The 22,223-nt window shown below is 63.8% G+C and carries 14 protein-coding genes; 8 read left to right on the top strand and 6 right to left on the bottom strand.

The genetic code is table 11. From position 1 onward, the window contains the following. Nucleotides 1-331: 331 nt before the first annotated feature. The 4 genes from galA to AC1DX3_RS06185 all read right to left on the bottom strand — a co-directional run bounded on the left by galA (nucleotide 332) and on the right by AC1DX3_RS06185 (nucleotide 7,228). On the bottom strand, nucleotides 332-2,842 hold the full coding sequence (gene galA / locus AC1DX3_RS06200; RefSeq protein WP_476988377.1) for a beta-galactosidase GalA: 2,511 nt from the start codon (nucleotides 2,840-2,842) through the stop codon (nucleotides 332-334). Nucleotides 2,843-2,949: 107 nt separating this feature from the next. After that, the gene (locus AC1DX3_RS06195; RefSeq protein WP_476988376.1) at nucleotides 2,950-4,095 is read right to left on the bottom strand and encodes an acyltransferase family protein; all 1,146 of its coding nucleotides are present in this window, start codon (nucleotides 4,093-4,095) and stop codon (nucleotides 2,950-2,952) included. Nucleotides 4,096-4,105: 10 nt separating this feature from the next. Beyond that, complete coding sequence (locus tag AC1DX3_RS06190) at nucleotides 4,106-6,415, bottom strand: alpha-N-acetylglucosaminidase (RefSeq protein WP_476988375.1); 2,310 nt, start codon at nucleotides 6,413-6,415, stop codon at nucleotides 4,106-4,108. Nucleotides 6,416-6,448: 33 nt separating this feature from the next. After that, nucleotides 6,449-7,228, bottom strand: coding sequence for an FCD domain-containing protein (locus AC1DX3_RS06185; protein WP_476988374.1), 780 nt, complete (start codon nucleotides 7,226-7,228; stop codon nucleotides 6,449-6,451). A gap of 290 nt (nucleotides 7,229-7,518) precedes the next feature. Here AC1DX3_RS06185 and AC1DX3_RS06180 point away from each other — a divergent pair, with 290 nt between their 5' ends. Continuing rightward, nucleotides 7,519-8,550 carry a LacI family DNA-binding transcriptional regulator gene (locus AC1DX3_RS06180; RefSeq protein ID WP_476988373.1) on the top strand — a complete coding sequence of 344 codons (1,032 nt, stop codon included), beginning with the start codon at nucleotides 7,519-7,521 and terminating at the stop codon, nucleotides 8,548-8,550. A 415-nt stretch (nucleotides 8,551-8,965) separates the two neighbouring features. On the opposite strand, the gene AC1DX3_RS06175 is transcribed toward AC1DX3_RS06180, so the two are convergent. Continuing rightward, nucleotides 8,966-9,856, bottom strand: coding sequence for an ROK family protein (locus tag AC1DX3_RS06175; RefSeq protein ID WP_476988372.1), 891 nt, complete (start codon nucleotides 9,854-9,856; stop codon nucleotides 8,966-8,968). Next, nucleotides 9,853-11,652: an alpha-amylase family glycosyl hydrolase gene (locus tag AC1DX3_RS06170; protein WP_476988371.1), complete on the bottom strand. Its 1,800-nt coding sequence runs from the start codon at nucleotides 11,650-11,652 to the stop codon at nucleotides 9,853-9,855. The genes AC1DX3_RS06175 and AC1DX3_RS06170 overlap by 4 nt, the downstream gene beginning before the upstream one ends. A gap of 400 nt (nucleotides 11,653-12,052) precedes the next feature. On the opposite strand from AC1DX3_RS06170, the gene AC1DX3_RS06165 reads away from it, so the two are divergent. The 7 genes from AC1DX3_RS06165 to AC1DX3_RS06135 all read left to right on the top strand — a co-directional run bounded on the left by AC1DX3_RS06165 (nucleotide 12,053) and on the right by AC1DX3_RS06135 (nucleotide 22,195). After that, nucleotides 12,053-14,569: a TonB-dependent receptor domain-containing protein gene (locus tag AC1DX3_RS06165; protein ID WP_476988370.1), complete on the top strand. Its 2,517-nt coding sequence runs from the start codon at nucleotides 12,053-12,055 to the stop codon at nucleotides 14,567-14,569. Between the two features lie 54 nt (nucleotides 14,570-14,623). After that, on the top strand, nucleotides 14,624-16,159 hold the full coding sequence (locus tag AC1DX3_RS06160; protein WP_476988369.1) for a tryptophan halogenase family protein: 1,536 nt from the start codon (nucleotides 14,624-14,626) through the stop codon (nucleotides 16,157-16,159). Then, nucleotides 16,153-17,367 (top strand): alpha-galactosidase, encoded by a 1,215-nt coding sequence (locus AC1DX3_RS06155; protein ID WP_476988368.1) that lies wholly within the window; start codon nucleotides 16,153-16,155, stop codon nucleotides 17,365-17,367. Before AC1DX3_RS06160 ends, AC1DX3_RS06155 begins: the two co-directional genes overlap by 7 nt. A 20-nt stretch (nucleotides 17,368-17,387) precedes the next feature. After that, nucleotides 17,388-18,632 (top strand): MFS transporter, encoded by a 1,245-nt coding sequence (locus tag AC1DX3_RS06150; RefSeq protein ID WP_476988367.1) that lies wholly within the window; start codon nucleotides 17,388-17,390, stop codon nucleotides 18,630-18,632. A gap of 68 nt (nucleotides 18,633-18,700) precedes the next feature. Beyond that, nucleotides 18,701-18,991 (top strand): Dabb family protein, encoded by a 291-nt coding sequence (locus tag AC1DX3_RS06145; protein ID WP_476988366.1) that lies wholly within the window; start codon nucleotides 18,701-18,703, stop codon nucleotides 18,989-18,991. A 240-nt stretch (nucleotides 18,992-19,231) separates the two neighbouring features. After that, nucleotides 19,232-19,930, top strand: a complete 699-nt coding sequence (locus AC1DX3_RS06140) for a hypothetical protein (protein WP_476988365.1) — start codon at nucleotides 19,232-19,234, stop codon at nucleotides 19,928-19,930. A gap of 150 nt (nucleotides 19,931-20,080) precedes the next feature. After that, nucleotides 20,081-22,195, top strand: coding sequence for a DUF4132 domain-containing protein (locus AC1DX3_RS06135; protein ID WP_476988364.1), 2,115 nt, complete (start codon nucleotides 20,081-20,083; stop codon nucleotides 22,193-22,195). The last annotated feature ends 28 nt before the right edge of the window (nucleotides 22,196-22,223 follow it).

Here is a 22,223-nt window from a genome sequence, read left to right as displayed (position 1 = left end):
CGTTGTTTTCAGAATTGATATTTTCGTTGCAGAATTAGCCACAAACGGTCCGCGTTTCTATCGAATGGACGCGAAAAATTGCGATAATGTTATAAAAAACAAAGGTTTGATATATCGTCGAAAATGGCGAAAAACGGGTGGCAGTTTTCGTAAAAGACGGAAGGTGTAGCGGTTGTGCCACATTTCCGCCGCGGAAATGACGCGGCGGAAATGTCAATCGCGCCCGAAATCGGTCACTTTCAGCTCAAGCGCCGCATGGCTCCTCGCATCAGCTCGGGCGGGCGCTTGCCCGCTGCCAGTGGCGACAAGGCACACATTTCGCCGTCGGTCATCACACCTGCGGACGCAAGGTAACCGCGCCGGCTTTCAGGACCAGACGGGCCGGCAGCAGCCCTTCCGAACGCGCCGTAATGACAATGTCACCGGTTTCCCGGCGCCGCGTCTGGACGATGGCCTGGGCCAGGCCGTTGAAGGCATGCCGGACATTGGCCCGGTCGGCTTCGTGGCTGGTCGGATTGCCGTTGCCGACGCCGATGACGTCGCCCGGTCCTTCGACGTCGAAATGGATCAGATTGTCGGCCGTGGCGACCGCGATCCCCGCCTTGTCGAAGACCTCGGCTTTCAGCATGGCGATGTCCTCGCCGTCAGCCGAGAGCGCCAGGCGGTCGGCGGTCAGGGCCAGGCGATAGGCTGCGCCCGCGGTTTCGCGGCTCTGTTTCATCACCACCTTGCCGGCCTTATAGCCATAGGCCGTGATCTTGCCGGGCGCGAACGGCACGCTCCATTCCAGGTGCCGGTCTTTGACCACGGTCTTGCGGCCGGCGCTGACGCCATTGACGAACAGCTCGACCTCGTCGAGGTTCGAATGCACCCAGACCGGGACATTCTGGCCCTTCTCCCAGTTCCAGTGCGGAAACAGGTGCAGGACGGGTTCGTTCTGCCACCACGAGCGGTAATAATAATAGATGTCCTTGGGGAAGCCGCAGGTATCGAGAATGCCGAAATGCGAGGAGATCGAGGGCCAGCGGTTGAACGGCGTCGGCTCGCCGCGGTAATCGAAACCCGTCCATACCAGGCCGCCGGACAGGTAGGGCTTAGCATTGTACAGGGTCCACCACGCCTCCGCCGTCAGGGCATAGGACGGCGCATCGAGATCGTAGGCGCGGACATAACATTTGACTTCGTCGCGGACATATTCGCCGCGCGTCGACACGGCGCTGGCAGTCTCCGTGCCGACGATCGGCATGTCGGGATAGAGGGCGCGGAACGGCTCGATGTCGGCCTCGTGATAGTTGAAGCCCATGACGTCGAGCGCCGGCGTGATGCCCTGGCCCATATAGTGGTTCATGGCGGCGGTCACCGGCCGCGTTGGGTCGAGTGCTTTGACGGTGCGGCGCATGTCGAGCGCGATCTTGAGCCCGCGCTTGGTGCCCTGCTGGGCCGTCTCCTCGTTGCCGATCGACCACAGCATGATCGAGGGGTGGTTGCGGTCGCGGCGGATCAGCGTTTCCAGCTGGGCCAGGCCGTCCGGCGTCGAGGTCATCGGACGCGTCTCGTCGATCACCAGCATGCCGATCTCGTCGCAGGCATCGAGCAGCTCCGGCGTCGGCGGATTGTGCGAACAACGCCAGGCGTTTGATCCCATCGCCTTCAGCTGCTTGACCCGCCACACCTGCAACATGTCGGGCAAGGCCACACCGACGCCGGCATGGTCCTGGTGGTTGTTGGTGCCCTTGATCTTCATGCCCTCGCCGTTGAGGAAGAAGCCTGTCCTGGCATCGAAGCGGATCTCGCGCAGGCCGAAGCGTGAGACATAGGTGTCGATGAGGGTGTCGCCGTCTCGGATCTCGGTCCTGACGGTATAGAGGTGCGGAGCGGTGAGCGACCATAGGCGCGGCGCGGCCAGGGTGGTGGTTTGCTGACAGACCGTTTCATCCCGGGGGGCAATCGTGGCGTCATCGGCCAGGGACGCCACCTGGCGATTGTCCGCATCGAACACGGTCGAAACGACGCGCACGGTGCGCGCATCGTCGCTATCGTTGGCGACCTGGGTTTCGATGGCGACGGCGCCCGAGACCTCACCGCGAATACAAACACCCCATTGCGGCACATAGGTCCGGGCCGTCTTGACCAGCCAGACATGGCGGTAAATGCCGGCGCCTTCGTAGAACCAGCCTTCGCCCAAACTGGCGTCGACCCGCACCAGCAGGACATTGGGGCCGTCGGGATTGATGAAGTTGGAGATGTCGACGCTGAACGGCGTATAGCCGCTCTCATGGCGGCTCAGGATATAGCCGTTGAAAATGACGGTGGAATCGCGGAACACACCGTCGAATTCCAGGGTCAGTCGTTGGCCTTCGTCGTCGGCCGACAGGTTGAAGACCTTGCGGTACCAGCCAACGCTGGTTTCCGGGAACTTGCGGCCGATCGCCTTGTAACCGTGACCGGCCGTCGGATCGCCATCGTCGGGGTTCTTCGGCGGGATGAAATATTCGTTTTTGACGAAGGGCACGTCGATCGCCCAGTCGTGCGGCAGGTTGACCTTTTGCCAGGTGCTGTCGTCGAAGGCGATATCGGCCGGGGCAGCGACATTGGCACCCTGTTTGGCGAAGGTCTTCTGGTCGGCGCCGAAGTTGAAATCGCGTTGGATCTCGCCGGCATGGCCGAAGGCGAAGCGCCAGTCGAAGTCGAGCAGCAGGCGGATGCGTGGCGTCAGGCCGTCGCGCCGGAAAGGCAGGACGGCGGTATCGGAAGCCGCCACGGCACCGGCGGCCAGGCTGATCGCCGGCGTGCCGAGGATGGCGGCCGCCTGCAAGACTTTGCGCCTGTCCGGTTTCAGCATGGCAGTTTCCTCTGTATCTATTGGCGCAGTATGACAGACCGCCCGGCGAGTTGGAATATATTTTCTTCCATAAAAAATATGGAATAAAAATTCCACGTTGTCGGCGGTCAAATCTTGATCAGGATGTTGCGCCGGTCGAGGATGTAGCCCAACCCCCAGCACACCAGCATATAGGCGATGGCGCACAGCAGGGAGCCTATGGCGCCGGGCGCGATCTTCTGAAACAGCTCGATCCCGACCCAGTCGTAAAGCCCGACACCCTGCTGCGTCTTGATCAGTTGTAGGACGGTGACGAACAGTTCCGAGAACAGATAGATGGCCAGGGCGTTCTTGCCGAAAACCTGGCAGAAGCGGACGCCGAAGGTCAGGCGGCCGAGCTCGGTATAGGCGATCAGGCCAGCCAGCAGGACCAGGTCGATTCCGATGGTCAATAGGACGAAACTGCTGGTCCACAAACGCTTGGCCAGCGGGAAGCCGATGGGTTGTGGCGACAGGCCCCAGGCCAGGCCCGCGACCACGAGCACAGCGCCGACGATCAGCAGGGTCGTCACCGTCTTGCGGTCGGGGGTCTTTTGAGCGGGGGGGCGTCCCATCAGGAACCGGCCGGCCAGGTAACCGGCCAGGACATTGACCAGGGCGGGCAGGGTGCTGAACAGGCCTTCCGGGTCGTAGCCATGGCCCTTACGATACATGTGCTGAAGACCGAGCACGGCGCGGTCGGCCTGGGCGGCGATATTGCCGAGCGGCGTGAGCTGCTCTCCCGGCGGGCCCATAAGCATCAACGCCGCCCAATAGCCGAGCAGGAGGACGACGCACAGGGCGACGATCTGGCGAACGGTGAGGTAACGCACGACAATGGCGCCGAGGCCGTAACACAGGGCGATCCGTTGCAGCACGCCCATGATCCGGGTTTCGCCGAGCGGATTGAAGGCCCACGATCCGTCGGGCGCCTGGTGGACGAAGGGAAACCAGTACATCAGGAAGCCGAGCAGGAAGATGATGACGGTGCGTTTGAGGACCTTGAGGAAGAAGGCGGCATCCGATCCGCCCGGCTTGACCGTGAAACAGAGCGCATTGCCGACGACGAACAGGAAGGTCGGGAAAACCGCGTCGGCCAGGGTGAAGCCGAACCATTTGGCGTGCTGCAAAATGGCGAAGGGCTCAGCCCCGGCGCCGGACGTATTGACCACGATCATGACGCAGACCGTCAGGCCGCGCAGCACATCCAAAGCCAGGTAGCGAGGTTTTTCCATGGGTGAGCTTTCAGGACTGTTCGAGGCTGGCCATCAGGCCGCGGACACTGGCGATCGGATGTTTCGGGCGGCGGCGGACATGGGCTGCGTCGCTGTCGACCCAGGCGTGTTCCCAGGTGGTAATGTCGGCGGTAAACCGCGCCTGATCGAAGCTGGTCTTGGCGACGGCTGCCTGGCGCAGGCCACCCAGGAACTGCGTCCAGCGCGGCAGGTAGAAATCCCTATACAGACCTTGCCAGGCCTTGGAGGCATAGTCGTGGAGATTGCCGGCGCCGCCCCACACCGTGACCTGAGCGCGGGCATTGCGGGCATAGTAGGCGCGGTCGGCCGGCGTATCGCCATAGGCCTTCGCGTCGTCGATCCAGCTGGCCAGGCATTCCTGCTGCTCGCCCAACAGCAGGTCGAGCCGGGTGACTAGATTATTGATTTCGGCCACGGCGCGGTCGCCGGCATTCAGATCGCCGGCCTGATAGGCCTTGATGGCGGCCTGCACCCGATCGTCGATTTCCAGCGAGACCAGATGCCGCGCGGCGTCGATCAGGTCGTTACGGAATAGGGGCGAACGGCCATAGGCTGCCGGCAGGGCCAGCAGCTTAAGCACGGCCTGTTTCAGCAGGCCCCTGTCGCCGGGCGCCGGGTCGTAATCGGCCATGGCGATGTCCGGGCGCTTGAACAGCAGGTAGGCGCCGGCCGTGCTGTGCCACCAGCGCGGTGTCCAGTATTTCGTGCGGTAGACCGCCGCGTTGAGGTCCTGCCAGGCGCTGAGCAAGTCCGGCGAGGTCAGGCCGTAACGCGCCCGGCTATAGGTCTGCAACCAGCCTTCCGTACTGTCGCCGCCCTCGCCCCAGGCCAGGTCGTAGAGATATTCGTAGACGACGGAATTGCTGTGCAGGCCTTCGGGGAAGACGCCGAAACCCTTAAGCTGGCCCTTTTGCGGACTGGCCGCGATCGCCGCCATGTCGCTGCGGTAAAAGTCGAGATCGCCATAGATCGGATTGCTGCCGCCGTAATTGTGGACATAGCCGTAGATCCAGCCCTTGCCCTGAAAGGCGTGGGCGTTCTTCCACACATCGGGATAACGGTCATTGCCGATATCCAGGACCAGCATCTTGTCGTCCGGCACCTGGCTGAGAAAGGCGCCGATGGCGTCGGGCGTCCAGAATTTCTGATCGGCGCCGAACAGCCAGCCCTGCATGACCCAGACCGCGCCCGGCCGGGCCTGGCGCAGCGAATCGTAGATGGCCCGGCCATAGGCGGCGAGACGTTCGGCCTTGACCTCGGGCGCCACGGCCTCGACCGCCGCCTTGTTGGCGGTGGCGTCGCCATAGCTCGCCTTGGCGGCATCGGCGCCGTCCGCCGCGATCGGCGGCAGCATCTCGTTGAAGGCGTCGGCCAGGTAATAGTCGCCGGCGCCGTAGGTGGCGTCGTAAAGCGCGATAAATTGACCGGCGATATTGGCGAACAGGGGATCGGCCGGGTCGAGCCAGTAGGTGGCGTTGAAGCCTTCCCAGGCGCGCATCTTGTAGATCCGCGCCTCCGGATGTTTGTCGGCGAAGGCCCGCGGCACATAGCCGGCAAAGGCCGGCAGGATGGGCTTCATGCCGAGGCTGCGCATGCGCCCGAGAATCCGCACCTGCAGATCGCGTTTCTTGTCGATCCAGGCGGCGGGTAGCGGCGCGTCATAGCCTTCGATATTGCCCATGCGCTGCCAGGGCGTGAAGGCGGGGCCGGAGAAGTAATCCGCCAGTTCGGTATCGCTTAAGCCTGAGGCCCGCCACAGGGCCCTCCAGACATATTCCTGGCCCTCCATGGCCAACGGCATGTCGATGCCATGCAGCGCCATCCAGTCGATTTCGCGCTGCCAGCGCGCCCAGTTCCACCACGGCGTCGTATAGCCGAAGGTGCAGGTGTTCATATAGGCGCGGTGCTGGAACGGCGAGGCGACCCGCCCGCCGTCAAAGGCCGGCAAGGTTTTGGGGAGATCGGCGCGTGCGCCTTCCCAACTGAGCGCGGCCAGGCCGGTGTCCTTGAGATAGGCATAGGCGCCGCGGCTGAGCGCGACCGGAGACGAGCCCTCGATCGTGACCTGGCCGCCCCGGCTCGTCACCTGGTACCATGGACTGTCATCCGCGGCGGGCGTCAGCTTCAGGCGGAAGGCGTCGGCGCGCCGGCCGATCAACCGGGTCAGAACATCGCGGGCGCCGCCGGTTCCGGCGTCGCCTAATGCCGCGGCCGGGCTGCTCGCCACAAGCCAGGCGCCGGCGGTTTGCAGCAGGACCTGCCTGCGTGAAGGTTGGCGGCATGAAGGCGTATGCGCCATGCGTATTCCCAAAAAGTTAAGTGGCCGGGAGGGTCAGGTCAGTTGGCGCGGCCGCCGGGCGGTCTGGCCGGGCTGGTCCTTGCCAGTTTCCGTGTCGCTGGAATCGAGCAGGAAGATTTTGACGTTTTCGATATGGTTCCACATGGCGACATAGGCCGCTTCGCCGTCGCGGCGGCGCATGGCGTCGACGATACGGTCGTGATCCAGCACCCAGCGTTCGCGGTAGCGCGCGTCCTTGATCCGGGCGTGCAGGTTGCGCCACAAGGGATTGTTGTCGCGCCGGTGCCACAGCTGATTGACCAGGGCGGCCAGTTCGGTATTCAGGGTCGCATTGGCGATGGCCATGTGAAAGCGGATGTCGAGGCTTTCCTTGGCGCCCTGGGACTGGGCCAGGCGATGGTCGTCATAGGCCTTCTGGATGACGGCGAAATTCTTGTCGGTCATGTTGAGCGCGGCCAGGCGGGCAATATGGCTTTCCAGCCATTGCCGGGCCTGCAAAAGCTCGAACGGTCCCGCCGGCGGCAGGGGCTCGGGCGCCGGTGTCGCCGGCGTCGGGCGCGGTTCCATCGGCTCGACCTGATAGGCCTTGCGCGTAATATAGACGCCGGAGCCTTGCCGGGGCTCGATCAGGCCCTTGACCTCCAGCATGACCAGGGCGTCGCGAATAACGGTGCGGCCGACCTCATAGACGTCCGCCAGGTCGCGTTCCGGCGGTAACCGGCCGACAACACGGAACTCGCCCTCGCGGATGCGACGAATGAGGTCGTTCCCCACGACTTGGTAGGCTCGACCGTCCTTTTCCGGGGCTTCCATTGTGAACCCTTCTTTGTGCTGCGTGCGCCCAAGTCCTGGTTCGGCGGCCTGTCCCCGACGCCCCGAAACCATCACTCGCTCGCTAAATTTGTAAACCAATTAAGCAGCGATTGAAAATTGGTCAATCAATTTCTCCAGGGGCGGGCGAAGGCGCCATCCGCCGGCCTGAAGCGCCGGCGCGCCACGATCGCCGGCGAAAAAGGTTGCGTGAAGTCGTCCAATCGTTTGTAATGAATCGCTGAACGCCGTCCTGACGGATCGCGCTTCAAACCACGGAGACGTCCCGCGCCATGGCACGCAAGCCGCCCAATCCCAATGCCCGGCTCAAAATGGCCGATATCTCAAGGCTGGCGGGCGTTTCGGTCTCGACGGTATCCCGCGCCCTGGCCGGCAGCGAGCTGGTGCCCCAGGCCCTGCGCGACAAGATCGGCGCGCTGGCGGCCGAACACGGCTATGTCGTCAATCAGGCGGCGCGTAATCTGCGCCTGCAAACCACGCGCACCATCGGTATCGTCATGCCGATGGGCCACGAAACCGGGCAAAGACTCACCGATCCCTTCCTGCTCGAAATGATCGGTCATTTGTCGGAAGAGGTTATTCAACACGGCTATGACGTCCTGCTGACCAAGGTGGCGCATCCCGACGACGGCTGGCTGAGCGGCCTGATCCAGTCGCATCGCTTCGACGGCCTGCTGATGCTGGGCCAAAGCGATCAGCACAAGGCGATCAACGATGTCGCTGCCGGTTATCTGCCGATGGTGGTCTGGGGCGAGAAGCTGCGCGACCAGACCTATTGTTCGGTCGGGGTCGACAATGTCTTCGGCGGCCGGCTGGCGACCCAGCATCTGCTGTCGGTGGGGCGGCGCGTCATCCGCTTTATCGGCCCGTCGCATGTGCCCGAGGTCGACAGCCGCTATCAGGGCTATCGCGAGGCCATGGCGGCGGCCGGCGCCAAACCGGCCGTGACCGAGTTGATCGAGTCGCGTTTTACCTTCGACTCGGCGGTCGAGGTCGTGCGCGGTCTGATCAAGGCCAAGGTCAAGTTCGACGGCCTGTTCGCGGCGTCCGACGTCATCGCCCACGGCGCCATGACGGCCCTGGCCGAGGCCGGTTTCCATGTGCCCTCCGATGTCGCGGTGGTCGGGTTCGACGATGTCGCCATGGCGCGGTCCCTGGCGCCGCCGCTGACGACGATCCGCCAGGATTTGGCCATGGCGTCGAAATTGATGGTCGACCTGTTGTTCCAGCGCATCAAGGGCGAACTGACGTCATCGGCGGTCGTCCCGGCCAGCCTGGTCGTGCGCGGTTCGACGATCGGTTAGCGTTGGGTGGCGTCGGTAAAGTAAGGTTTGTCCGCAGATTACGCAGATTACGCAGATTTTTCAGAGTGTTATTGGCTGCATTCAGTGCGAGTTGTAACCTGGGGAATCGACCACGGATAAGGCACGGATGCCGCTGCGCGGCGACACGGATAAGCAGAGATGGCGCGCGCTGACTCTTCCTTCGCCCGAAGGGCAAGCTTTCGTGGTGGGCGGTCCTGATTGTTGACGCGCCTCGCGCAGGCGATGTGCGGCCCCGGAATCCGTGTCTATCCGTGTCGCCGCGCAGCGGCATCCGTGCCTTATCCGTGGTCAACCTTCCGGCTGGCGGCGTACACCGAGGCCAACCGTTAACGCTCTGAAAAATCTGCGTAATCTGTGTAATCTGTGGATAAACCTTCTATCCCCCAGCACAGCCTCAAGCCCCGCTGGCCAGGGCAATCGCGCCCAGAACGCCCGCCCGGTCGCCCAGGCCCGGCGACGTGATAAAGGCCTCGCACGCTGTCATCTCGCTCAAGGCTTCGATATAGCCGCCGAGATAGGCATGCAGGTTTCGCCGGGCGCTGGCCAGGACGCGGGGATGGCTGCCGACCCCGCCGCCGAGCAGGATCTTGCGCGGCGACGCCACCAGGACCAGATTGTAACACAGCTGGGCGATATAGCTGCCGGCCAGGTCCCAGACCGGATCGTCCCCGGCGATCTCCTCACCCGGACGGCCGATGCGTGCCGCGATCGCCGGACCGCTGGCCAGGCCTTCCAGGCAGTCGCCGTGGAACGGACAGCAACCGCCGAACGGGTCGGCATGCAGGTCGCGCTTGATCAGGATATGGCCGGCCTCGGGGTGCAGCAGGCCGTGGACCGGCGCGCCGTGGCTGACCAGGCCGACGCCGATGCCGGTGCCGACGGTGATATAGGCGAAGTCGCTGAGACCGACCGCGCCGCCCCAGCGGCCTTCGCCCAGTGCCGCGCCATTGACGTCGGTATCGACGACGAAGCCCATATCGGGAAAGGCGGCGCGCAGCGGTGTCAGCAAGTCGAAATGGCTGTAGCCGGCCTTGGGAGTCTTGAGGAAATGACCGTAGTCGAGCGCGGTCGGCGACACGCCGATCGGCCCGAAACTGGCTATGCCGATGGCGGCGACCGGGCCGTTCGCGGCGATCAGCGCATTGGCGGCGGCGATGATGGCGGCCACCGTCTCGTCCGGTGCCGTCGTCGGCACCCGTACCGGCGCGCTCAGGTCGTCGGGCCCGTTGCCGTGCGCCAGGACCACCTTGGTGCCGCCCATTTCGATACCCAAGAAAGCCGTCATGCCGAAAGAGTCCAAATCACTTGATAGGGTTCAAGCATGGCGGTGGCGCGCCGCGAAATCAAGTCGTCGCCGCCGACATTGTCTGGCAGGGCTACCGTGGCGGCGCTGAAATTGGCGGCGCAGGTGAAGGTCCTGTCGCCCAACGGGCGGGTAAAGATCAGCAGGCGCGGATCCTCGCTGGCGACGGCCGTGGCGGGGCCGCCGTCGCGCCAGCCGGCCATACCCTGCTGAATCGCCGACAGGGTGTTGAGATAGCCGAACATGGCCTGTTGCGCGGTATCCTGCGCCTTGCGGGCGGCGGCGGCGTTCCAGTCCATGGACGGGCGATGCAGCCAGCGCAGTTCGGGCGCCTTTTCCGGATCGTCGGCGAAACCGTCGTCGTTTGCCAGGGCGATCTCGTCGCCCATATAGATCATCGCCACGCCGTCGAGCGCGCAGGTCACGCCATAGAGCAATTCCAGGCGCTTCAACCCGTCCGGCTTGTCCACGCCGCACAGGCTGGCCGCCATGCCGCAGGTCGACGGCGCCAATCCGGCCGGCGCCTGGAAGGCCAGGCCGTCGGCAAACGACCCGTGCTTGCCGGCATAGAAGTCGGACCAGGCTTGCAGGCGGGGCTGTTCGACCCAGGTCGCCACGGCCTGCCAGATGATGTCGTCGTGGCAGCGGACATAGTTGAGCCAGGTGCCGTGCGCCGGCTTATCCTTTGTCAGGCCCAAGGCCTGCCGCGCGGCGGCGGCGTCGCCCTCGGCCAAGCTGCCCCACAGGGCGGTCATCAGGGTGTTGTTATAGGCCATGTCGCATTCGCTGTGGGCCCGGTCCTCGCCGAAATAGCCCAGGACCTCGTCCAGGCCTTCGATGGCCTCGGCTAGCAGGAAGACCCCCGGCGCCACGATCGACAACAGGCTGCGCCAGGCCATCAGGATGTCGTGGGCCTGGGGCATGTTGCGGCAGATCGTGCCCTTGATCTTCCACAGATAGGCGGCCGAATCGAGACGGAAGCCTTCGACCCCAGCATTGGCGAGATCGAACAGCACGTCCAGCATGGCGATGAAGACGCGCGGATTGGCGTAGTTGAGGTCCCACTGGAACGGGTAAAACGTCGTCCACACCCAGCCGCCGGCTTCGGCATCATAGGTGAAACTGCCGGGCGCCGTGTCGGGGAAGACGTCGCTCAAGGTGGCGGCCCAGGCGTCTTTTTCGCCTTCGTCGGGCATGACGATATAGAAATCGCGATAGGCGGGATCGCCGGCGATCATGGCGCGCGCCCAGCCGTGTTCCCTGGCCGTATGGTTGCAAACGACATCGAGCACCAGCGACATGCCGCGATCACGCAAGGCCCCGGCCAGGTCTTTCAGGTCGTCGAACGTACCCAGTCGCGGATCGACGGCGCGGTAGTCCTCCACCGCGAAACCGCCGTCATTGTCGCCGTCGCGCGGCTTCAGCAAGGGCAGGGGGTGGAACAGGCCGACGCCCAGGTCTTCGAGATAATCAATGTGGTCGATACAGCCCCTCAAAGTACCGGAAAAGCGGTCGATATAGGTGCAATAGGCGGCGCGGCCGGGCTTGGCGAACCAGCGCGGATCGTCGCGGCGCGCTTCGTCCAGGCTTTTGTGCGCGGCGGGCCGGGCCGCGGCCGCGGCCGTAAGGTGGTCGCCGATCTCGGCCATCAGGGTGTCGAAATCCGCCCGTCCGCCGTAGAGGCGCATCAGGGACTGGCGGGCGCGCTCGAACAACAGGCTGTCGCGCGGTGACAGGGGGGTGTCGGGGGTACGGATCGAAGGGGTAGCGAGGATCATGGCGACTCTGGTGGTGACTCTAATGACTCAGAAACTGGGGAATGCGTCAGAAAAAGACCGCCCTTTCACCTGATGGAGGTGTCGGGGCGGCAGTTCAGGCGGAGAGAGGTCCATCGCGAGCCTCTGCCGTCAATGTGAACTTTATCCAAACGTTTGCAAGCCATTTTTTGCAGTATTTGGGCGATTTGTGGGTCGACGGGACGAAATCCGGCTGTTTGTGTCGCAAATTGGCAACATTTTGGGTCATAACGGCGGTGGTTATCATAAATATATTGCAAACGTTTGTATAAAAATGCCATGACTGAGACCACAGGCATCACACCAGGTCCGTATGATCGCGTTCAGACGATCGCACCCAGCAGAAGGTGCACAGGGCCGGCAACTCTTTAGGAAACGTTCCATGACCTATTCATCCCGATTTTTGGCTGGCGCCTCCGCCCGGCCCCTGCGTGCCGGTGCTTCCCTGATCGCCCTGGCCGCCCTTCTCGTGACGCCGCTGGCCCTGGCTTCGGCCGCGTCCGCCCAGGACGCCGCTCCGGCGCCCGCCCCCGCCAAGGCCGACAGCGACGCCGACATCACCGTCGTCATCACGGCCGGCGGCCGCGACAAGACCAAGATGCAGAGCTCGATGTCGATCTCGTCACTTTCGCTGCAGCAGATCGAGGACTTTACCCCGCGTTCCGAAGCCGAAGTTTTCCGCCTTATTCCGGGCATCCAGGCCCAGGACACCGCCGGCCCCGGCGGCAATTCCAATATCGGCGTCCGCGGCCTTCCGGTTGTCACCGGCGGTTCGGAATTCGTCCAATTGCAGGAAGACGGCCTGCCGACCGTCCTGTTCGGTGACATGAACTTCGGCAATAACGACTACTGGACGCGTTACGACAGCAGCGTCCAGCGCGTCGAAGCCGTGCGCGGCGGCGGCACCTCGACCTTCGCCTCCCAGGCGCCCGGCGCCGTCATCAACTATGTCAGCAATACCGGCACCAAGGAGGGCGGCATGATCGGCCTGTCCACCGGCGTGGGCTTCGATGAAACCAAGATCGACTTCGCCTATGGCGGCCGCATCAACGACACCCTGCGTTTCCACATCGGCGGCTTCGTCAAGAACGGCTCGGGCCCGACCCATATCGGTTACAATGCCGAAAAGGGCTATCAAATCAAAGGCAATATCACCAAGGAGTTCGAGAGCGGTAAGGGCTATATTCGCCTGAACTTCAAACGCCTCGACGACAAGGAGCCGACCTTCACCACCATGCCGTCGGTCGCCAAGCTGTCGGGCAATACCATTACCGGCTTCGAACCCCTGGCCAATTTCGACGCCCGCAAGGACTCCAACCAGTCGATCTACAACCAGTCCTTCCAGATCCTGAACTATTCCGGCCAGCTGGAAACCGTGCCGATGGAAGGCATCCATGTCAAGTCGAGCTCGGTCGGCGGCGAATTCCAGTACGATTTCAGCGACGATTTCTCCGTCCATGACGCCCTGCGCTGGACCAGCCAGAGCGGCGCCTTCCGCACCCAGTTCCTCAATGTCGCCACGACCGCCAGCGTTATCGGCTCGACCGTCAACGGCCAGACCGTCGGCTCGATCGTCTATGCCAACGGCCCGAACAAGGGCCACGCCTATACCGGCACCTATCTCAACAACAACCCGAACATCGACACCAATATGAGCGATATGGGTTCGTTCGTGAACGACCTGACCGTGACGCGCAAGGCCGATCTCTTCGGCGGCCGCCTGACCGCCAAGGCCGGCCTGTTCTATATGCGCCAGACCGTCGCCCAGGATTGGCACGTCAACCGCTCCTATGCCGAACTGACCGGCCGCAACCCGGCCCAACTCGACCTGTTCACCGGCGCCAACGGCACCGGCACCCAGCTGACCGCTGCGGGTCAGGCCGGGTTCAACGACAATTGGGGCAATTGCTGCGCCCGCCAATACGACCTCAACTATGTCGACACCGCGCCCTACCTGTCGCTCGACTTCGTCACCGGACCGTTCGACATCGACGCCAGCATCCGTCAGGACTCGGTCAAGGCCTCCGGCTGGGCCCAGGGCGGCGTTGCCGGACCCAATATCACCGTATCCGACGAACTCGGCTCGGCGACCCTGCCGTCCATGGTGGCCGGCGGCGCCATCGAAGTGCTGAACTACACCAAGACGTACACCTCCTGGTCCATCGGCGGGCTCTATAAGCTCAACGACAACACCAACATCTTCCTGCGCGCCAGCCGCGGCGGCCGCTTCAATGCCGATCGCCGCGTCCTCGGCGGCAATTTCAACGCCGACGGCAGCCTGAACGCCCAGGGTAACACCACGGCGGTCAATTTCGTCGAACAGAAGGAGGTCGGCGTCAAGGGCCGCGGCAATATCCACGGCGCCAGCTTTACTTATGAAGGCACCTATTTCACCGCCGACCTGACCGATAACAATTACGACTTCACCCGCATCACCCAGGGCCTCGATCCGGTCATCAGCGAGCACTACTCCGCCCACGGGGTCGAGCTTTCCGGTAACCTGCGCTGGGGCGACTTCAGCCTCTACGGCGACGGCACGGTGCTGAAAGCCGAGGTTGCGTCGACCGGCCAGGCGCCCGGCGCCCTGCCGGACTACAGCTTCCTGCTGGCGCCGTCCTACAATATCGGCATCACCTCGTTCGGTATCAGCATCAACGGCCAGGGTACCAGCAAGGCGTGGAGCGGCCAGGACGTCAAGGGCCAGACCTATGTCAACGGCTTCTTCAAGATCCGTCCTTACGACGGCCTCGAACTGGCGCTGAACGTCAACAACCTGTTCGACAAGCTGGGTTACCGCGGCAGCGGCGGCCTGCTTCAGACCAGCCCGACCTCGGGGATCTTCTCTAACTCCGCCGTCCTGGGGCGTACCGTAACGGCGTCCCTGCGTTACAGCTTCTGATGACGGCCCCGCCGGCCAACCCCAGGCCGGCGGGGATTTTTTAAGGTAGCTTCCATGGCGCAGCCACATCGCAGAATTCGCAAGATCGCCATCATCGGTGGCGGTTCCGCTGGCTGGATGACGGCCGCGGCGCTGGCCAACGCCCTGCAACACGGCTGCGACATCACCCTGATCGAGTCCGAGGAGATCGGCACGGTCGGCGTCGGCGAAGCGACCATTCCGCCGATCAAGGTCTTCAACCAGACCCTCGGCCTTGACGAAAACGACTTCCTCAAACACACCCAGGGCACGTTCAAACTCGGCATCCAGTTCATCGACTGGGCGCGCCGGGGCACGCATTATTTCCACCCCTTCGGCACCTATGGCCGGCCGTTCGACATGGTCGCGGTCCACCACCACTGGCAGCGCGCCCATGAACGGGGCGAGGCGGGCGCCCTCGACGATTACTGCATGGCTTGGGCCGCCGCCCGCGACAACAAATTCGCCCCGCCGTCGCCGGATCAGCGCAACGTTTTGTCGACCTACGACTATGCCTACCATTTCGACGCCGGCCTTTACGCCGCCTATCTGCGCGACTACGCCGAAGCCCGCCGCGTCGTCCGCCTCGAAGGCCGCATCAACGACGTCGCCCTGAACGCAGAGACGGGCTTTGTCGACAGCGTCACCCTGGCCGACGGCCGCACGATTGAGGCCGACCTGTTTATCGACTGCTCCGGCTTCCGCGGCATTCTCATCGAGGGAGCGCTCAAGACCGGTTACGATGATTGGAGCCATTGGTTGCCGTGCGACCGCGCCATGGCAGTCCCGTCTCAGTCTACGGGGGACATGACCCCCTATACCCGCTCGACCGCCCGTTCCGCCGGCTGGCAATGGCGCATCCCCTTACAGCACCGCGTCGGCAACGGCTATGTCTATGCCTCCAGCCATATCAACGACGACGAAGCGGCGGCGACCCTTTTGGCCAATCTCGACGGCGCGGCCCTGGCCGATCCGCGTCCGCTGCGCTTCACGACCGGCCGACGCAAGCTGGCCTGGAATAAAAACGTCATCGCCATCGGCCTGTCGAGCGGCTTCATGGAGCCGCTGGAATCGACCAGCCTGCACCAGATCCAGGCCAATATCGCCAAGCTGCTGGCCTTCTTCCCTGACCGCGATTTCGATCCGCTGGTGCGCGACGAATTCAACCGCGTCGCCATGAACGAAAACGAACGCATCCGCGACTTCCTCATCCTGCACTATCGCCTGACCGAGCGCGACGACAGCCCGCTGTGGCGGTACTGCGCCAATATGAGCATCCCCGACACCCTGCAGGACAAGATCGACCATTTCAGCCGCTACGGCCGCCTGGTCGCCCGCGACTTCGACCTGTTCGGCCCGGCCTCGTGGCTGGCCGTCCATATCGGACAGTTCAATACGCCGCGGCACTATGACCCCGTGCTCGACTTCCGCGATCAGGACGGCGCGCGGTGGCTCGACAAGTTGCGCGCCGCCATGACCGCCGCCGCCGCCGGCCTGCCGCCCCACGCCACCTATATCGACCGCTATTGCCAGGCGCCAGGCGCCAAAACCCCGGAGACATCCCCATGCTGACCGCCCTCATGAGACTCCTGCCCGCCATTGCGCTGGGGTTCGGCATCGCCGCGGCGGTGCCCGCCATGGCCGACGACGGCGTCAAACTCCAGATCAAGGATAACGGCCTGGCCCGCACCCCGCCCATGGGCTGGAACAGCTGGAACAAGTTCGGCTGCGACATCGACGAGACCCGCATCCACGCTGTCGCCGACGCCCTGGTGGCGTCGGGCATGAAGGACGCCGGCTACCAATATGTCGTCATCGACGACTGCTGGCAGACCGGCCGCGACACCCAGGGCAATATCGTCGCTGACGCCGTCCGCTTTCCCTCGGGCATCAAGGCCCTGGCCGACTATGTCCACAGCAAGGGCCTGAAGTTCGGCATCTATTCCGACACCGGCATCGCCACCTGCCAGGGCCGCCCGGGCAGCCGTGGCTACGAATATCAGGACGCCCGCACCTATGCCGCCTGGGGCGTCGACTATCTCAAATACGACTGGTGCAATGTCGCCACCCAGGACGCCAAGTCGTCCTACATGCTGATGGCCGACGCCCTGGCCAAGTCCGGCCGCCCGATCGTCTTCAGCATCTGCGAATGGGGCACGCATCAACCTTGGGAATGGGCGCGCAGCGTCGGCGGCAATCTGTGGCGCACGACCGGCGACATCTGGGACCATTGGGAAGGCCCGGGCAATCACGGCGACTGGCACGGCGTGCTCGACATCCTCGATGCCGAGGCCGACCTCTACAGCCACGCCGGCCCCGGCGGCTGGAACGATCCCGACATGCTCGAAGTCGGCAATGGCGGCATGACGACGACGCAATACCAGGCCCATTTCAGCCTGTGGGCCATGCTGGCGGCGCCGCTCATTGCCGGCAACGATGTCGCCCATATGGACGCCGCCACCCACGACATCCTGACCAATGCCGACGTCATCGCCGTCGACCAGGACGCCCTGGGTGTCCAGGGCCGTCGCGTCTATAAGGGCGAGGGTCAAGAGGTATGGGCACGTCCCCTGGCCGACGGCGGCCGCGCCGTCATCCTGCTCAACCGCGGCACAACACCGCAGACTATGTCGGCGGAGTGGGCCATGATCGGTTATCCTGCCGCCACCCAATTGCAGGTTCGCGACCTGTGGCAGCACAAGGAGATGGGTGCCTATCACGACCGTTACAGCGTCACCGTGCCGGCCCAGGGCGCCGTCATGATCCGCCTGCACCCATAATCGTCAACAGGAAAACCGTCATGTCCTCAGCTTCCATTCCCGCAGCCGCCTTGCCCGGCCAGGCCTCGCTCCGGGTCATCCGCATGCTGACCTATCTGATGTTCATGATGTTCGCCATGACGACGGACAGTGTCGGCGTCATCATTCCGGAGATCATCAAGACCTTCGGCCTGACCATGGCCCAGGCCGGCGCCTTTCAATATGCCACCATGGGCGGCATCGCCCTGGCCGGCCTGTGTCTCGGCTTCCTCGCCGATCGCTTCGGCCGCAAGGGCGCCATCGTCCTGGGTCTCGTCCTGTTCGCGCTGAATTCGCTGCTGTTCATCGCCGGTGATCGCTTCGGCTTTTTCCTCGTCCTGTTGTTCGTCTCCGGCGCCTCGATCGGCATTTTCAAGACCGGCGCCCTGGCCCTGATCGGCGATATCTCCACCTCGACCGACAACCACACCCGCACCATGAACATGGTCGAAGGCTTTTTCGGCGTCGGCGCCATCGTCGGGCCGGCCCTGGTGACGCAACTGCTCAAGGCCGGGCTGTCGTGGAAGTGGCTCTATGTCATTGCCGGCGTCCTGTGCATGCTGCTGATTCTGACGGCGCTCCTGGTCAAATACCCGAAGACCGTGCGCCACGACGCCAAACCGGTCAGTGTAATGAGCACCCTGAACGTCCTTCGCGATCCGTTTGCCCTGGCCTTCAGCCTGGGCGCCATGCTCTATGTCGGTGTCGAAGCCGCCATCTATGTCTGGATGCCGACCCTGCTGAAAGCCTATGACGGCTCGCTGATCTTCGTCGCCACCTATGCCCTGTCGATCTTCTTCGTCCTGCGCGCCGCCGGCCGCTTCCTCGGCGCCTTCATGCTGGCCCGCCTGAGCTGGACGGTCGTCCTGGCCATTTCGTCGGGCGTCATCCTGCTGTGCTTCGCCGCGGCCCTTATCGGCGGCGTCGATACCGCGGTGATCAGCCTGCCTTTGTCGGGCCTGTTCATGTCGGTTATCTATCCGACGCTCAATTCCAAGGGCATCAGCTGCTTCACCAAGGCCGAACACGGCGCTGTCGGCGGGGTCATCCTGTTCTTCACCTGCGTCAGCGCCGTCGTGGCGCCTCTGGCCATGGGCGCGGTCAGCGACTATTTCCACGACCCGAAATACGGCTTCGTCCTGGCCACGGTCCTGTCGGTCCTGCTGTTCGGCTGCCTGGTGCTGAACCACATTTTCAACCCCAGCCTGGCCAAGCTGGCCAAGGCCAATGCCTCGGAATATGGTTGAACCCCCACCCGGTCTGTACCTGACGGCCGGGATATGGCAAAAACGCGGATCATTCCCGGGAGCCGCCCATGATCCGCCATATCGTTCCGTTTCGCCTCAACCACGCCGCCGGCTCGGCCGAAGAGCAATCTTTCCTGGCGGCACTGCGGCGGCTGTCGGACATCCCCGGTGTCGAGCGCTTCGAGCTGCTGAAACAGGTCAGTCCGAAGAACGATTTCACCTATGCCGTCTCCATGGAATTTGCCAATCAAGCCGCTTACGGCGCCTATAACGACCATCCGCAGCACGTCGATTTCGTGCAAAACCGCTGGATCCCCGAAGTCGCCGACTTTGTCGAAATCGATCTGACGGGCGGCTGATACCAACGGTCATTAAGCATGACCGTTGGTATCAGCTTTTCTTGAGCTCAGGCGCCGCATGGCTCCTCGCACAAGCTCGGGCGGGCGCTTGCCCGCCGCCAACGGCGATAGATCAATCATTCGCCGTTGGTATGACTTCCCAAGCTTGTGATCCCATTGTGTAATGCCATTGTCGCAAGCCTGCGGCATAAACATCGACGGGCATAGGGGACGTCTCGGGGGACTATCTCGGAGCTTGTCATGCATGCGTTACGTGTTTTCGCCGCCCTGTCCGCAGCGGCGGTCCTTGCGGTCTGGTCCGGCCCGGCAGCGGCCCAACCGGCCATTACCGGTTACGGCCTGATCCTGTCCTATGGCTTCGGCTATGGCGGCATGGTCATCGCCAAGTACGAACCTGCCGTCCTGTTCACCTCGGGCGATATCCTGCTCGATGTCGATGCCATGGCCGAGCCGCAAACCCTGGATAGCGACAAACAGGCCAACCCCGACCACTGGTCGCAATGGCGCCGCACCGGCGCCACGTACGAATACCGCACCAAGAGCGGAAAATGGAACCAGGTCGCCGGCAATAAGGTCTGGGCCACGCCGCCGGTGGCCAAGCTGAGCGGCGCTTTCGAACATGTCGGCGGCGGCGGCAACCTGGCGTTTGGCGGCACCAGCGCGATCTTCACCCAATCCACCTACGACTTCCAGCCCGGCGGCAGGGTCGTCCGCCGCGGCCTGGCCTCGGCCGGCAGCGAGGTCGAGGGCGGCGGGAGTACGACGCGGACGACGACGGCGTCGCACGGCGAACAGGTGGGGCGCTACAGCCTGAACGGCCTGGTCATGACGGTCGCCTATGACAATGGCGAGACGGAAAAGCATGTCCTCATGACCCATCCCGACGACCCCGACATCATCTGGATCGATGGCGTCAGCTTTACGCGCGCGGACGATTAAGCGGCGTCCAGGAACGGATAACGGTCTTGCCACCGCCGGCGCATTGAGGGCGGGAGCGCCTTATCGCGCTTGTGCATCCTTGCCCGGCAGAGCTATGGTTCATGGTTTTCGGGCTTTGCCAAACCATCCGCCCCGGGGGGAAGACTATCCATGCCGACCACAGAGCTCCATCCGGCGACCGTCAAATTGCTCGACCGGATGACCGGCGCCGAATCCGGCCTCAATCGCTTCTTAGCCGGACCGATCGATCTGACCGAGATCGATGCGCTGGCCCTGGGTGACTTGTGGACAGTCGCCAAGGCGACGTTTTGGGCAAGCGATCACAGCGCACAGGAGACGCCGGCTGTCCGAACCGCCCGCGCTATCCTTGAGCTCGGCCGCGAAACAGAGCCCGCCTTCCGCGGTTCGGCGTGCCGCGACTATCTCGTTCAGCTGGCGCGCTGGGCCGAAGAGAGGCCTGACGACATCCTCCATGGTTTTTCGTGGCAGGAGGTCCAGTTCGTTCTTTCCCGCTGTATCGACCTGGGTTTTGACGGTCTCGGTCCCGCGGCAGAACGCTGTCTGGCGGTCGCGCCTTGGCAGGCCGGGCCGCATCTCGCCGTTGTGCTTGGCCGGTTGGCCGGGCGACCGGCGCAGGTTCTTGAACAGTTCGCGGGCGACCTGTCCCGCTCACCCCTTCTGGTCGCGGAACTCACTATCCTGGCCACACTCGACCTTGCGGCCCAAATCAGTCTCCCAGACATCCTGCGTTCGCAAACCGACGCAGCCGCGCCGGCCGACGGCGACGAACGGCCGCGGTTGTTCGACGATCCGGGCTATGCCGCCTTTGCCGAAGCGGCTTTGACTCAGGCGGCGGAGCGCGTTCGCCGCATCCACGCGCTTGAGGTACCCTATGCGGCGGACAAGGCGTTCACGCTCGACGAATCTCCCGTCATTGCCCGTGCCGCCCGCCTGGCCCTGGCCCGCGACGAAGCCTGGTTGCCACCGCTTCTGGATGAGCTTTTCCGCAAGGCCAGCCTGGCGCCGACCACCGCCAAGACCATGCCTTCGCAATCTGTCGCCATCGCCCTCGGTCATGCCGTTGAAGCCTTTCCGACGCCGGAAGCCGTCGCCATCTTGCGCCAGGTCCTGCGCGATAACCGCCATGCCGGCGTCGAAAAGAAACTGCAGCGCAATCTGAAAGGCGCTGAACGCGGCCTGGCGGACCGGCCGGAAATCGCCCTGCGCCTGCCCGCCGATCAACCCGTCACCAAATCGCAACTGACCACGCTGACGCGCTGCCTGGAAGCCGGCCTCGTGTCGCGCATGACGTTGAGCTACGACGACTGGCGCCTTCGCCTGGCCAGCCATGAGCAGACCAAGCCGCTCGCGGCATCCCTGGTGTGGCGTATCCTCGATGCCACCTGCGTTTCGGTGCTCCCCGTCAAGGCCGCCGGTCGCCTGGTGCTTCAGGACATCGCCGGTGTCGCCGTCGTGCCATCAACGGACAGCCGACTGACGCTGTGGCATCCATCGGACGTTACGGCGGGGGAACGCGAGGCGTGGCGCGATCACTTGGCCGCTCTCCGGATCAAGCAACCCTTCAAGCAGGTTTTTCGCGAGCACTATGTCGTCCCTGAGCCTGAGTTATCACATGCCGCCACCGCGATGTTTGCCGGCCATGTCGTCTCGGTGGTGCCGTTTCTCGGCCTGGCGCGGCGTGAGCGCTGGCGCCTGGACTATGATTGTCTGACTCGGTCGTTCGGGTCGTGGACGGCGCAATTCGCCCTCGGCGGCAATATCTTTCCGGGCTTTGTCGGGACAACGACGACCGGAAACCTCAGCCTGCGGACATCCAGCGGCAAGCCCGCCGCGCCGGTCCGCCTGGGCGACCTGCCCGTCGGGACGCTTTCCGAAATCTTGCGCGCCGTCGACCTTCTGGTCAGTGTCAGCAGTATCGCCATCCGGGACGGGCACGAGGACGCCTATCGCGAACGCCATCTGTGGAATTTGGCTGACGTTCCGATCAGCGACATGGCGGAGATGCGCAAACAGGCGCTCCAGCGCGCGCTGAAAGGGATGCCGGGCCTGAGCTTCGAGGCCCGCCATCTCCGGCTTGGCGCCTATGGCATCCATCTGACGACCGGGCGGGTGACGCATAACGGCGAGCCTGTCACACTCGACTTGCCGAAGTCCAACTTGGTCGCGGTGCCATGGCTGCCTTATGACGAGAAGCTGTTACAGACCATATGCGACAGCGCCGTCGAGATATCGAAGCGAATTTAAGCCTATGAGCCGCACGCGCAGGCCTCCC

It is taken from the genome of Asticcacaulis sp. P2_B1, from assembly GCF_056404915.1.
This window is presented reverse-complemented; position numbering and strand designations above follow the sequence as displayed.